Raw genomic sequence first — 12,684 nt, 5'->3', positions numbered from 1 at the left:
GGGAGCGCCCTGGCGCGTTGCGGAGGCTCAGCCCTCGAAGACGCCCGCGTCGACGAGACGCTTCTCGGTGCTGCTCCAGCCGTGCTGCGGGAAAGCCTGGTCGAGGCCCTGGAGCTCGGCCCGGATCTTGGCGCCGTGGCCCGCGGCGGCGAGGATACGGATCTCCTCGACGAAGGCGTCCGAGTCGGTCTTCAGGTGGTTGGTCTTGCCGTTGGTCAGGTTGCGCACGTACGCGAAACGGCCGTTCGCGAGCGGGATGAGGTACTTGAACTCACCGAGCACGCTGAGGGCGCCACCCTGGCCTGCCTGGCCGGCGCGGACGGATGCGCGGGCGGTCTTTGAGGTGTTGCTCGCCACGGCGGTACTCCTTGGAAAAGAACGGGTGTCGGCATAAAACGCCGGAGCAAGCCTACACGAGCCCAGCAGGGCCGCACCGCGGGAGTGGCCTGGTCCGTTAGGTCAGGTGTGCCACTACGGCCATTCACATGTCGATATTGCGGTTTCTCTGGCGCACCATCCGTACCACCCGGCATCATGGAGCACGATCAACCGCGGTCGAGGTCGTAGGGGAAGACGCACCTCGGTCTCCGGGAGGTCACCGTGCCAACGTGTGGCGTCGTATACGTCCACTCGACCCCACTCGCCGTGTGCCAGCACGTCGAGTGGGCGATCGCGCGCGTCCTGACCGCGCCGGTCACCCTGCATTGGACTGCGCAGCCGGTCGATCCCGGCATGCGGCGGTCGGAGTGCAGCTGGACCGGGAGGCCGGGCACCGGCGCCGAGCTGGCTGCTGCCCTCAGGCAGTGGCCCATGATCCGTTTCGAGGTCACCGAGGAGCCCAGCCCCGGCGTGGACGGGGAACGCTTCATGCACGTCCCCGGCCGCGGCCTGTTCCGCGGCACGATGGGCGCCTCCGGCGACATCCAGCTCGGCGAGGACCGCCTCCGCTCCATCATGGCGGGCGCCCGCGCCCCCGAAGCGCTCTCGCACGCCCTGGAGAAGGCGCTGGGCACGGCCTGGGACGCCGAACTCGAGCCGTACCGCTACGCCGGCGACGGCGCGCCGGTCACCCTCCTCACCCGCGTCGGCTGACCCGCCGCCTTCCGCCCGGGCACGGCCGTCGTTTCAGGCCGGCCCGGCAGCCCAGCCCAATCCACCCGGCCCAGCCGTCCCGGCGCGGCCGTGGCCTGGCGCGGCCGTGGCCTGGCGCGGCCGTGGCCTGGCGCGGCTGGCCGGCGTGGTCTGGACTGGCGCGGCTGGCCCGGCGTGGTCCGGACCGGCGCGGCCCGTCCGGGCTCGTCTGGCAAGGCACCGCCGGTCCGCCCTGGTCTGGTCTGGCGCGGCCAGCCAGGCGCGGCCAGCCAGGCGCGGCCCGGGCCGGCGCGGCCGGTCCGGCCCGGTGTGGCGCGGCCAGCCCGGCCCGGCATGGCCCGACGCGACCCGCCGGCCCCGCATGACCCGGCGCTCACCCCGGCGGGACCCGGCCCGGTCCGGGCCGCCGGACCTCGCATCCCAAGCGCGGTTGACCGGCCAAGACCGGCGAGTTCACCCCCGCCTCGCGTACGACGGAAGTTATCCACAGGGCCGGTTTGTCGATGTTCGGGCGGAGCTGATCCAATGGCCCCCGTGAATAGGGCGCTCTCCGTTGCTGTGGCCGTACCCCTGGCTCTGATCCTGGCCGGGTGCGGCAGCGACGCGCCCACGCCACCGCCCGCCTCCGCCGTGCCCGCGCAATCGCCGAGCCTGCCGCCGCCGCCCAGCTCGGCCGGCGTCGCGCCGGTCGCCACGGGGGATCCCGCCACCCGGGCGCGCGAGACCGTGCGGACGCTGAGTGACGCCGGCCTCGCCGGGCAGGTGCTCATGCCTTATGCGTACGGTGACAATGCCGACCGGGTCGACGCCGCTGCCGCTGCGGGCAATCAGAAGCTGGCCGGGGTGAACACGCCCGCCGAGATGGTCGCGAAGTTCGGGCTGGGCGGGGTGATCCTGGTCGGGTTCACGGCCGGCGACCCGACCGGCGCGACCAATCCCGCCACGAACGTGGACAACCCGCAGCAGGTCCGCGCGCTCACCGACGGGCTGCAGGCGGCGGCGCGGCGGCTGCCCGGGGGCGCGCCGCTGCTGATCGGCACGGACCAGGAGTTCGGTGTGGTCACCCGGGTGCGGACCGGGGCGACGCAGCTCCCGTCCGCGATGGCGTTCGGGGCGGCGGGCCGGCCCCCGCTCACCCAGGCTGCGTGGCACGCCGCCGGGCAGGAGCTGGCGGCGATGGGCATCAACCTGGACTTCGCGCCGGTCGCCGACACGCTCGGGCCGCAGGGCAGTTCCGTCATCGGCTCCCGGTCGTACGGCGCCGATCCGGCTGCCAACGCCGCTCAGGTGCGCGCCGCCGTGCGCGGCATTCAGGGTGCCGGAGTTTCCGCGGCGCTGAAGCATTTTCCCGGGCACGGGCACACGACCGGCGACAGCCATGACGACCTGCCGATCGTGCGGCAGAGCGCGGCGCAGTGGGAGCGCGAGGACCGGCCGCCGTTCGCCGCGGGCATCGGCGCCGGCGTGGCCGTGGTGATGTCCGGCCACCTCGACGTGGAAGGGCTGGACAAGGGCGTCGCCGCGACCTTCTCCCACAAGATCATGACTGATGTGCTGCGCGGCCGGCTCAAGTTCACCGGCGTCGCCGTCACCGACGCCATGAACATGGCTCCCGCGATGAAGTGGCCGGCCGGGGAGGCCGCCGTACGCGCCCTCAACGCGGGCAACGACATGCTGCTCATGCCGCCGGACATCACCGCGGCCCGCGACGGCATCCTCGCCGGGCTGCAGAACGGAAGCCTCAAGCGGGAGCGGCTGGTCGAGGCGGTCACCCGGATCCTCACCCTCAAGTTCCGCTCCGAACGCCCCCAGCCGGACCTGTCAGTGCTGGAGTCACCCGAGCACCGCAAGGCGGTCCTGGCCGCCGACGCCGCCGCGGTGACGGTCCTCAAGGGGCGCTGCTCCGGCCCGCTGGTCACCGGCCCGGTCACGGTGACGGCCTCCGGCGGCCGGGAGACCGCGCGCACCGGGCTGGTCGAGGCGTTGCAGCAGGCCGGCGTCCCGGTTCAGGCCGCGGGCGGCACGGTCGTGCACCTCATCGGGTACGGGGACCACACCACCGACCTGAGCCCCGACGCGGCGGTGACGGTGAGCATGGACACGCCGAACCTCCTGGCGGCGGCGAAGTCGCCCACGCTCGTGGCCACGTACTCGTCGAGCCGCCTGTCGCTGGACGCGCTGGCGGCGGTCCTCGCCGGCAAGGCGAAGGCGCCGGGGCGTTCGCCGGTGCAGGCAGGCAAGCTTCCTCGCAGCGCCTGCGCGAAGTAACCGCACCGTCCGCCTGCTCGCTCGCAGGTAGCGGGTCGAGCCTTCGTGCGGTCGTGCGCAGCGACCCCGCCCGGGCGACCCTCGTAGGCCCGGTGGACGCCGGCGTCGGCCGGCTCGACATCACCGGTCGTCGGGACCCGGCGGACGCGCCGGAGCTGCACCGGCTCTCGGAAGCGGGCCGGTTGCGTGGCGAGGGCGGTGTGATCCCGTGACGGCGTCAGAGCGGGATGTTGCCGTGGGTGCCGCGTGCGGCCGGGGCCGCAGCCAGGGCCTCCGCGATCCGCCGCCGGGTCTCCTCCGGCTTGATCACGTCGTCCACCACGCCGATCTCCACGGCCCGGTGCACTCCGCCCGCCGTCCTCGTCTGCTCCTCCACCAGCGCCTCGCGCAGGGCCTCCCGTTCATCGTGCGGGGCCGCCGCCAGCTTCTTGCGGTGCAGGATCGTCACGGCGGCGCTCGCGCCCATCACCGCGATCTCCGCGGTGGGCCAGGCGAAGACCGCCGTCGCGCCCAGGGCGCGGGAGTTCATGGCCACGTACGCGCCGCCGTACGCCTTGCGGGTCACGAGCGTCACCCGCGGGACCACCGACTCGGCGAAGGCGTGCAGCAGCTTGGCGCCTCGCCGCACCACGCCGTCCCATTCCTGGCCGAGGCCGGGCAGGTAGCCGGGCACGTCGACCAGCACGATCAGCGGTACGCCCAGCGCGTCGCACATCCGCACGAACCGGGCCGCCTTCTCGGCGCTCGCCGCGTCCAGGCAGCCGCCGAGGCGCAGCGGGTTGTTCGCGACGACGCCGACCGTACGGCCCGCGAACCGGCCCAGGGTGGTGACGACGTTCGGGGCCCACCGGCCGTGCAGTTCCACGCCGGGCTCGTCGAGCAGCGCCGCGACCACGGGCTTCACGTCGTACGCGCGCGTGGGCCGGTCCGGCATCGTGGCGGACAGGTCGCGGTCGTGGGCGACGTCCGCGGGGCTGAGGCGGCCCTGGTGGCCGAGCAGCACGGTCAGTTTCCGGGCCTGACCGTACGCGTCGTCGTCGTCCCTGGTGGTGATGTGCACGACGCCGGACCGGCGGCCGTGCGGTTCTGGGCCGCCCAGCCGTTCCATGTCGACCTGTTCGCCGGTGACGCTGCGGACGACCTCCGGCCCGGTCACGAAGATGCGGCCGCCCTTGCTCATGATGACGATGTCGGTGAGCGCCGGACCGTACGCCGCACCGCCCGCGGCCGGGCCGAGCACCACGGAGATCTGCGGTACGCGACCGGAGGCCCGGACCATCGCGGCGAAGACCTGGCCGACGCCGTCCAGCGCGACCACACCCTCGGCGAGGCGGGCGCCGCCGGAGTGCCACAGGCCGAGCACGGGTACGCGTTCCCGGACGGCGGTGTCGATCGCGTCGACGATGCGCCGGCAGCCCTCGACGCCCATCGCGCCACCCATGCGGGTGCCGTCGGAGGCGTACGCGATCGCCGGGGTGCCGTCGACGTCGCCCCGCGCGGACAGCACGCCGGAGTCGTCCTTCGGTGCGAGCAGGCGCAGCGTGCCGTGGTCGAACAGCGCCCGCAGGCGGCCCTCCGGGTCGCGGTGGTCGGCGACCTCGGGGCCGGCCGACGGGGAGGTCGTGGTCACGGCGCACTCCAAGCGGGGCGAACGGGCACGCCCGGGGAAGAAACCGGGCGGGCGGTCGTGCCCGGGGAAAGAGGCCGGGCGGGCGATCGTGCCCCCGGGGGAAGAGGCCGGGCGAGCGATCGCGCCCGGGGAGAAGCCGGCCGAGTGATCGCGCCCGGGGAAGAGGCCGGACGGGCGATCGCGCCCGGGAAGAACCGAGCCGCGCCGGCCGCGGACCCACCGTGGGATGGGTCCGCAGCCGGACCGGGGCGTCAGACGCGGGTGAAGACCAGCGCCACGTTGTGGCCGCCGAAGCCGAACGAGTTGTTCATCGCCGCGGCGATCTCGAGCGGGCGGGCCTTGTGGGCGGCCACCTCGAGGTCGAGGCGGTCGTCCGGGTCGTCCAGGTTGATCGTCGGCGGCACCACGCCGTCGCGGATCGCCAGGATCGTGGCGATGGACTCGAGGGCGCCGGCCGCGCCCAGGAGGTGGCCCGACATCGACTTGGTCGAGGTCAGCAGCGGGTGGTCGCCGATGGCGGCCCGGATGCCCTTGATCTCGCCCATGTCGCCGACCGGGGTCGACGTGGCGTGCGCGTTGACGTGGACGATGTCCGCGCCGGTCAGGCCGGCGTCGCGGATGGCCCGGCTCATCGCGCGGATGCCGCCGCGGCACTCCGGGTCCGGCTGGACGATGTCGTAGCCGTCCGAGGTGATGCCGGCGCCGGCGAGGCGGGCGTACACGGTGGCGCCACGCGCGGCGGCGTGGTCGGCGCGCTCCAGCACCAGCGCGCCCGCGCCCTCGCCCAGGACGAAGCCGTCGCGGCCCTTGTCCCACGGGCGGGAGGCCTTCTCCGGATCGTCGTTGCGGGTGGACATGGCCCGCATCGAGGCGAAGCCGGCGATCGGCAGCGGGTGCACGACGGCCTCGGTGCCGCCCGCGACGACCACGTCGGCGCGGCCGGAGCGGATGATGTCGAGGCCCAGGGAGAGCGCCTCCGCGCCGGTGGCGCAGGCGCTGGCCATGGAGTGCACGCCGGCCTGCGCGCCGAGGTCGATGCCGACCCAGGCGGCGGGGCCGTTGGGCATGAGCATCGGCACGGTGTGCGGGCTGACCCGGCGCGGCCCGGAGGCCTCCAGGATGTCGTCCTGGTTGAGCAGGGTCTGCGCACCCCCTATTCCGCTGCCGAAGCTCACGGCGAGCCGCTCGGGGTCGAGGCCCGAGTCGCCCAGGCCGGAGTCGGCCCACGCCTGCTTCGCGGCGATCAGCGCGATCGCCTCGGAGCGGTCGAGCTTGCGCAGGCGTACCCGCTCGAGGACCTCCGACGGGTCCACGGCGAGCTGCGCGGCGATGCGTACGGGCAGCTGCGCGGCCCACTCCTGGGTGAGCGGACCCACCCCGGAGCGGCCGGCGAGCATGGCGTCCCAGGTGGACGCGACGTCCCCGCCCAGCGGGGTCGTCGCGCCGAGCCCGGTGACGACGACGTCTGTGCTGCTCATGTCAGTGATTCGCCTCGATGAAGGACACGGCGTCGCCGACGGTCTTGAGGTTCTGCACCTCGTTGTCGGGGATCTTGACGCCGAACTTCTCCTCGGCGGCCACCACGACCTCGACCATCGACAGCGAGTCGACGTCCAGGTCGTCGGTGAAGGACTTCTCCTCGGCGACGTCGTCGGGGTTCACCCCGGCGACCTCCTCCAGGATCTCGGCGAGGCCGGAGGTGATCTCTGCGCGGGTAGCCATAGTTCGATGGTTCCTCTCGGTGGTGGGGACTGCTCGACGGGCGGACGGCTGCCTCAGGGGCAGCGCACGACCTGCCCGGCGTACGTGAGGCCGCCGCCGAAGCCGAAGAGCAGCACCGGGGCGCCCGAGGGCACCTCCCGCCGCTCGACCAGCTTGGACAGGGCCAGGGGGATGCTCGCCGCGGACGTGTTGCCGGACTCGACGAGGTCCTTGGCGATGACGACGTCCGGGCCGAGGCCGAGGCGCTTCACGATGCCGTCGATGATGCGGGTGTTGGCCTGGTGCGGGACGAAGGCGGCCAGCTCGTCGGGGCGTACCCCGGCACGCTCGCACGCCTGCAGGGCCAGCGGCGCGAGCGCGGTGGTCGCCCAGCGGAAGACGATCTGGCCCTCCTGCTTGATGTACGGCTGCCAGCCCTCGATGCGCAGCACGTCGCCCTTGTCCGGGACGGAGCCCCAGAGCACCGGGCCGACGCCGGGCTCCTGGCCGTCGGGGACGGCCGAGACGACCGCCGCACCCGCGCCGTCGCCGAAGAGCACGGCGGTGCTGCGGTCGGTCCAGTCGGTGAGGTCGGAGAGCTTCTCGACGCCGATCACGAGCGCGTGGCGGGCGGCCCCGGCGCGGATGGCGTGGTCGGCGGTGCCCAGCGCGTACGAGAAACCGGAGCAGGCGGTGTTGAGGTCGAAGGCGGCCGGCGCGGCCACGCCCAGCCGGGCGGCGACCCGGGTGGCCACGTTCGGGCACCGGTCCGCGGACGAGCAGGTGGCGACGACGACCATGTCGATGTCGGCGGCGGTCAGCCCGGAGCCGGCCAGGGCCTTCTCCGCGGCGAACGTGGCCATGTCGGCGACCGTCTCCGCGTCGGCGATGCGGCGCTCGGCGATGCCGACGCGGTCGCGGATCCACGCGTCGTTGGTGTCGATGATCCTGGCGAGGTCGTCGTTGGTGACGACGCGCGAGGGCTGGTAGTGGCCCATCGCGACGATGCGGGAACCCGCGGTCATGGTTGCTCCTTCGGTCGCGAGCGGGGGTGTCACTCTTGGTGCCCGCCGATGCGCGCGACGGGCCGGCCCGGCGCCACCGGGTCGTCGTCGTGGGCGAGCCATTCGACGAGCACGCCGGCCGCGTGCGCGGCGATCTCGACCGCACCCTGCCGGGTCGCCACGTGTCCGATGACCTGGCCGGCGCGGACGTCGTCGCCCTCGGTCAGGCCCTCGGCGGGCCGGAACACCCCGGCGCCGGTGGCCACCGCGACCCGGAACTGCGGGGCCGGCTCGAGGCTGGGCGTCACGCCGTGCCGGGCGATCAGGTCGCGGGCCGCGGGCAGGTCGTCCGGGGTGTTGAGCGTGACGATCTCGGGGGCGTTGTCACCCTTGAGCTCGCGCTTGACCAGCCCGGCGAGGGTGCCGGCGGGCGGCAGCTCGACGATGCCGGTGACGCCCAGGTCGCGCAGGGTCCGCATCACCAGGTCCCAGCGGACCGGGGCGGTGACCTGGCGGACGAGGCGCTGCAGCATCTCGCGGCCGTGCACGACGGCGGCTCCGTCGCGGTTGGACAGCAGGATGCGGGCCGGGTCGGCGACGGTGACACCGCCGGCGACCGCGCCCAGCGCCTGCTCGGCCGGTGCCATGTACGGCGTGTGGAAGGCGCCCGCGACGGCCAGCGGCCGGACCCGCGAACCGGCGGGCGGCTCCTCGCCGAACTTGGCCAGCGCGTCGACGGCGCCCGCCGCGACGATCTGCCCGGCGCCGTTGCGGTTGGCGGGGTGGAGCCCGTGCTGCTCGATGGCGGCCACCACCGTGTCGGCGTCGCCGCCGAGCACGGCGCTCATGCCGGTCGGCTCGAGGGCGCAGGCGGCGGCCATCTCGCGGCCGCGGACCCCGGCGAGGGTGATCGCGGCCTCGGCGGGCAGGACCCCGGCCAGCGCGGCCGCGGCCAGCTCGCCGACGCTGTGGCCGGCGACCAGGCCGACGTCGTGCAGCGGCAGGTGCTCACCGGCGAGCAGCGCGGCGGCGACCAGCAGCGGCTGGGTGCGCGCGGTGTCCTTGATCTCGTCGGCGTCGGCTTCCGTGCCCAGGTGGAGCAGGTCGACTCCGGCGAGGGCGGACCACCAGCGCAGGCGCGCCGCGGTGCCGGGCAGGGTCAGCCACGGTGAGAGGAAGCCGGGCTTCTGGGAACCCTGGCCGGGTGAGAGTACGGCGAGCACGTCCCCGACTCTTCCGGATGAGGCAGGGTTCCGCGGGTGCGGCGGGAGACCAAACCCTACGACCCGGGTTGTGGGGTTCCTACAAAGCACCCCCGAGTTTGTGGCTGTTCGTGGGTATTTGCGGGGGCTGCCGCCACGCATCCGCGGGTCGCTCGTTGGCGTGACTTAGCTCGCAGGGTCCAGCCGGCCGAGGATGAGAGCCATCCGCAGCGCGAACGCGTCCCGCCCGTCCAGAGGGGACATCCCGGTCACTTCGGCGACGCGCTTGAGACGGTACCGCACTGTGTTGGGGTGCACGAAAAGCTCACGGGCGGCGCTCTCCAGCACCCCGTTCGCGGCGAAGAAGGCGTCCAGCGTCTCCAGCAGGCCGCCGCCGGCGCGGCACAGGGCGCCGTACGCGTCGTGTTTGAGCGCGCGCCGCGCCTCGGCGTCGCCGGCCAGCGCGCGCTCCGGCAGCAGGGCGTCGGCCGCGATGGGGTTGGGTGCGCCGGGCCAGGCCGGGGCGGCGCGGAAGCCGGCGAGCGCCGCGCGGGCCGACTCGGTGGCGTTGTCGAGCGACGGTACGGCGGGCCCGACCACGACCGGTCCCTCGCCGAAGGCGGCGGCGAGCTGCCCGGCGATCGCGAGCGGGTCCGCGGCGCCGCCCATGACCACGACCAGCCGGTCGCCGTGCACCCCGCCGACCACTTCGACCCGTGCGCGCCGGGCCGCCCGGTAGACGCTGTGCAGCACGGCGGTGTGGTCGCCGCCGGGGGAGCGGCCCACCACGACGGCCACCGGCGGGGCGTCCGCCCAGCCCAGCGCGGCGGCCCGGCTGGCCAGCACGTCGGAGGAGTCGCCGCGCAGCAACGCGTCGACGAGCAGGGCCTGCAGGCGGGCGTCCCACGCGCCGCGGGACTCGGCGGCGCGGGCGTACACCCGGGCGGCGGAGAAGGCGATCTCCCGGGAGAACTTGAGGATGGCCTCGGTGAGCGCCCCCTCCTCGCCGGCCGCGGCCAGGTTGGCCACCTCGGACTCGGCGACGTCGATGGTGACCTTGATCAGCTGGACGGTCTGGGTCAGCGTGATCGACCGGGCCAGGGCCCGCGGCGCGGCGGCGAAGACCTCGTCGGAGATCTCCTGGGTGCCGGCCGCGGTGCCGCCCGAGCGCAGCCATTCGACCAGCGACCGCACGCCGGCCTGGGCCACGAGCATGATCGACGAGCGCTGGTCGGCGGGCAGGGCCCGGAACCACGGCAGGGTCTCGTCCATCCGGGCCACGCTCGCCGAGGCGAGGGCGCCGGCGTTGCGTTCGACGCGGCGCAGGGTGGCGGCCAGGGGGCGTCTCGCCGTACCCGTGGAATTGCCGTCCGCTGCCATCCGACCAGCATGTCAGGGACCGCCGGGGCCGGCGCCGCGGACTGCCGCCCTGGGTTTTTTGTGGAAAATTGTCCGTTATCGCGGTGTGCCCTCCCCACGATTTCGGTCGGTGACCTGGCATGGTGTCGTCCTAGCGCCGCGAGGACCGGCACCCGCGAGGGTCAAGCCGGGCGCCGCGGTGCCGATCAGGTGTCCGGCACCGCCAGGAGGGGAGGTACGACATGAAGGACCAGGAGGGGGTACGCCCCGACGCGGAGCACGACGCCGCGGAGGACGGCTCGGCGCCCACGTCCGACGCCGCCGTCCTCGCCGTGGCGTCCACCGGCGACGAGCCCGCCGACGAGGTCCCGCACCGGGTGGGCTGCCGCTCCGAGCTGCGCGGCTGGGCCGGCGCCCACCTGCACGGCGCGGTACGCCCCCGCCGCCGCGCGGCCGGCCGGGGACGTCCCCCCGGTCGCTGGTGCTGACCGCGCCGCGGTAGTGCCGACTTCTCACCCGCGGGGGTGACTGCCGGGCGCGTCCGTCCTCCCGCCGGGCCGTTCCCCGACACCGTGGGGCCGTGGACGACAAGAGACGGCTCATCCTCGACCAGGCCCTCGCCCTCGTCGACGAGCAGGGCCTCGGCGCGATGTCCATGCGGGCGGTGGCGGAACGGGTCGGGCTCACCTCGATGGCGCTCTACCCGTACGTCGGCGGCAAGGACGCCCTGCTCGACGGCCTGGTCGACCTGCTGCACCTGGAGCTGGGCAGCGCGTACGGCGACGACCCGTCGGACATCGACTGGCGGCAGCGGCTGCGCGCCCTGGGCCGGGCGGTACGCGGGCTGTCCCGGCGGCACCCGCGGGCGTACCCGCTGATCCTGAACCGTCCCTCGCCCGGCGGCTCGTGGCTGACCGCGGCCCTGCGCGCGACGCTGCACGACGCGGGCGTGCCCGCGGCGAAGGTGCCCCGGCTGACCCGGATGATCTGCGCCTTCCTGCTCGGCTACACGACCGGGGCGGTCACCGGCGGGCTGCCGGCGGCTGAGGAAGCCGAGACGACGGACGACGCGGCCGAGTTCGACGCGGACCTCGAGGACCTCATCCGGCTCGTGGAGGTCACCGTCCGGGTCGCGTGACCCCCGTTCCGCCGCGCGGTCCCGCCGTTGTGCCCTATAAAGGTGCAAATGACCGAGGAGTACGTGGCCCAGCGCTACGCCCATCTGCGCCGGGCGGCCTTCCTGATGTGCGGGGACTGGGCGCACGCCGGCGAGCTGGCGCGCGCCACGCTCGCCCGGGCGCTGACCGCCCCCGACGTGGGGGATCCGGACCTGTGGGCGTACGGCGACCTGATGGCCGCGTTCAAGCCGTCGCACGGGCGCCGGGAGCACGTCTTCGTCGCGCCGTCCGAGGCGGCGGACCGGGGCGCGGCCGACACGGACGCCGGGATGGGCGACGTCTTCACCGTGCTGGTGCTCGACGCGCTGCGCCGGCTGTCGCCCAAGTGCCGCGCGGTCCTGGTGCTGCACCACTTCTGCCATCTCGCGGTGGTCGACACCGCGGACGTGCTCGGCCTCGACGCCACGAAGGTGACCGAGTACGAGGCCGAGGGCCTGGCCGCCTTCGCCGACCTGCTGCGGATCACCCGGCCGGCGGTGACGGCGTGAGCGCGGCCATGACCAGCGTCCTCGAGCGTGCCTGCGCGGCCGAGCCGCCGATCGGCGACGCCGTCGACGACATCTTCCGCCGCGCCGACCGGCTGCGCCGCCGCCGCGTGCGGGCGGTGCTCCTGGCCGGCCTGGCCGTCGTGCTGATCGTCGTGCTCCTCGGGTACGCCCTCACGACGGTCCTGCTGCCGGGGCCGAAGCCGCGTACGGCCGCCGCCGTGCCGGTCGCCCAGCCCCGGCCGTCGGCGGTGCTGGACCCGGTGCTGCGGGTGCTCAGCGGTCCGGTGGACGCCCGAGACCTGCGGATCGTGCCGCGGCAGCCGGCGTCCGGGCCGGGCTGGCGGCAGTACGCCGTCATGACCGCGAACGGGGAGCCGCACGGCATGATCGAGGTGGCCGTCTACGACGCACCCGCCGGGCTGTGCCTGCCGGTGCTGGCCGACCCGGACGCCTGCGCCAAGCCGGACCGGACCCGCGCCGGCATCGAGTACGCCCGCTACTCCGCGCGCGAGGACAAGGACTGGCAGGTCAACGAGGTGATCGCCCGCCGGGTCGTGGACGGGCGCACGGTCGTGGTGCAGGCGACCGGCGAGCGCGGCACCGGCGACGCCGAGCGCGGCAAGCCGCCGCTGACGGCGCGGGAGGTCGCGCAGGCCGCGACTGATCCGCGGTTGCCGGACGCCTTCGGCCTGGGGGAGCGGTGCAACGCCCCGGCTCTCGCCTGCCCGGTGCTGCGGGTGCCGGTGCGCCCGGCCGGCTGAG

Annotated in this window: 14 protein-coding genes; 7 read left to right on the top strand and 7 right to left on the bottom strand. The window is 74.6% G+C overall.

Annotated elements, in window-relative coordinates:
• Positions 1–27 precede the first annotated feature (27 nt).
• Complete coding sequence (locus COUCH_RS30945; RefSeq protein ID WP_249608730.1) at positions 28–357, bottom strand: hypothetical protein; 330 nt, start codon at positions 355–357, stop codon at positions 28–30.
• Between the two features lie 243 nt (positions 358–600).
• Here COUCH_RS30945 and COUCH_RS30940 point away from each other — a divergent pair, with 243 nt between their 5' ends.
• The 3 genes from COUCH_RS30940 to COUCH_RS30930 all read left to right on the top strand — a co-directional run bounded on the left by COUCH_RS30940 (position 601) and on the right by COUCH_RS30930 (position 3,572).
• Entirely contained in the window at positions 601–1,092 is a 492-nt protein-coding gene (locus COUCH_RS30940) for a DUF3145 domain-containing protein (RefSeq protein WP_249608729.1), read from the top strand.
• 525 nt (positions 1,093–1,617) lie between these two features.
• Complete coding sequence (locus COUCH_RS30935; RefSeq protein ID WP_249608728.1) at positions 1,618–3,360, top strand: glycoside hydrolase family 3 protein; 1,743 nt, start codon at positions 1,618–1,620, stop codon at positions 3,358–3,360.
• Between the two features lie 53 nt (positions 3,361–3,413).
• A complete protein-coding gene (locus COUCH_RS30930) occupies positions 3,414–3,572 on the top strand; it encodes a hypothetical protein (RefSeq protein ID WP_249608727.1) in 159 nt (52 codons plus the stop codon).
• A 5-nt stretch (positions 3,573–3,577) separates the two neighbouring features.
• Here the strand turns inward: COUCH_RS30930 and COUCH_RS30925 are convergent, their stop codons facing one another.
• From COUCH_RS30925 to COUCH_RS30900, 6 genes are all read right to left on the bottom strand, one after another.
• On the bottom strand, positions 3,578–4,990 hold the full coding sequence (locus COUCH_RS30925) for an acyl-CoA carboxylase subunit beta (RefSeq protein ID WP_249608726.1): 1,413 nt from the start codon (positions 4,988–4,990) through the stop codon (positions 3,578–3,580).
• A gap of 251 nt (positions 4,991–5,241) precedes the next feature.
• Positions 5,242–6,468 carry a beta-ketoacyl-ACP synthase II gene (gene fabF, locus COUCH_RS30920; protein WP_249608725.1) on the bottom strand — a complete coding sequence of 409 codons (1,227 nt, stop codon included), beginning with the start codon at positions 6,466–6,468 and terminating at the stop codon, positions 5,242–5,244.
• 1 nt (position 6,469) lies between these two features.
• Positions 6,470–6,712 (bottom strand): acyl carrier protein, encoded by a 243-nt coding sequence (locus COUCH_RS30915; RefSeq protein WP_023359558.1) that lies wholly within the window; start codon positions 6,710–6,712, stop codon positions 6,470–6,472.
• 53 nt (positions 6,713–6,765) lie between these two features.
• A complete protein-coding gene (locus COUCH_RS30910; protein WP_249608724.1) occupies positions 6,766–7,716 on the bottom strand; it encodes a beta-ketoacyl-ACP synthase III in 951 nt (316 codons plus the stop codon).
• 29 nt (positions 7,717–7,745) lie between these two features.
• The gene (locus tag COUCH_RS30905; RefSeq protein ID WP_249608723.1) at positions 7,746–8,918 is read right to left on the bottom strand and encodes an acyltransferase domain-containing protein; all 1,173 of its coding nucleotides are present in this window, start codon (positions 8,916–8,918) and stop codon (positions 7,746–7,748) included.
• Between the two features lie 165 nt (positions 8,919–9,083).
• Positions 9,084–10,277 carry a PucR family transcriptional regulator gene (locus COUCH_RS30900; RefSeq protein ID WP_249608722.1) on the bottom strand — a complete coding sequence of 398 codons (1,194 nt, stop codon included), beginning with the start codon at positions 10,275–10,277 and terminating at the stop codon, positions 9,084–9,086.
• Positions 10,278–10,498: 221 nt separating this feature from the next.
• Between COUCH_RS30900 and COUCH_RS30895 the strand changes: the two genes are divergently transcribed.
• The 4 genes from COUCH_RS30895 to COUCH_RS30880 all read left to right on the top strand — a co-directional run bounded on the left by COUCH_RS30895 (position 10,499) and on the right by COUCH_RS30880 (position 12,683).
• Positions 10,499–10,744, top strand: coding sequence for a hypothetical protein (locus COUCH_RS30895; protein ID WP_249608721.1), 246 nt, complete (start codon positions 10,499–10,501; stop codon positions 10,742–10,744).
• Positions 10,745–10,836: 92 nt separating this feature from the next.
• Positions 10,837–11,394 carry a TetR/AcrR family transcriptional regulator gene (locus COUCH_RS30890; RefSeq protein ID WP_249608720.1) on the top strand — a complete coding sequence of 186 codons (558 nt, stop codon included), beginning with the start codon at positions 10,837–10,839 and terminating at the stop codon, positions 11,392–11,394.
• Between the two features lie 48 nt (positions 11,395–11,442).
• Positions 11,443–11,922: a hypothetical protein gene (locus COUCH_RS30885; RefSeq protein ID WP_249608719.1), complete on the top strand. Its 480-nt coding sequence runs from the start codon at positions 11,443–11,445 to the stop codon at positions 11,920–11,922.
• The gene (locus COUCH_RS30880) at positions 11,919–12,683 is read left to right on the top strand and encodes a hypothetical protein (protein WP_249608718.1); all 765 of its coding nucleotides are present in this window, start codon (positions 11,919–11,921) and stop codon (positions 12,681–12,683) included. The genes COUCH_RS30885 and COUCH_RS30880 overlap by 4 nt, the downstream gene beginning before the upstream one ends.
• Position 12,684 lies beyond the last annotated feature (1 nt).

The sequence above is a fragment of the Couchioplanes caeruleus genome (genome assembly GCF_023499255.1).
Lineage (GTDB): Bacteria > Actinomycetota > Actinomycetes > Mycobacteriales > Micromonosporaceae > Actinoplanes > Actinoplanes caeruleus_A.
This window is presented reverse-complemented; position numbering and strand designations above follow the sequence as displayed.

Bases quoted from the DNA above. Each gene is read 5' to 3' on its own strand.
- COUCH_RS30900 (WP_249608722.1), bottom strand. From the start codon at position 10,277: ATGGCAGCGGACGGCAATTCCACGGGTACGGCGAGACGCCCCCTGGCC.
- COUCH_RS30935 (WP_249608728.1), top strand. From the start codon at position 1,618: ATGGCCCCCGTGAATAGGGCGCTCTCCGTTGCTGTGGCCGTACCCCTG.
- COUCH_RS30885 (WP_249608719.1), top strand. From the start codon at position 11,443: ATGACCGAGGAGTACGTGGCCCAGCGCTACGCCCATCTGCGCCGGGCG.
- COUCH_RS30915 (WP_023359558.1), bottom strand. From the start codon at position 6,712: ATGGCTACCCGCGCAGAGATCACCTCCGGCCTCGCCGAGATCCTGGAG.
- COUCH_RS30910 (WP_249608724.1), bottom strand. From the start codon at position 7,716: ATGACCGCGGGTTCCCGCATCGTCGCGATGGGCCACTACCAGCCCTCG.
- COUCH_RS30895 (WP_249608721.1), top strand. From the start codon at position 10,499: ATGAAGGACCAGGAGGGGGTACGCCCCGACGCGGAGCACGACGCCGCG.
- fabF (WP_249608725.1), bottom strand. From the start codon at position 6,468: ATGAGCAGCACAGACGTCGTCGTCACCGGGCTCGGCGCGACGACCCCG.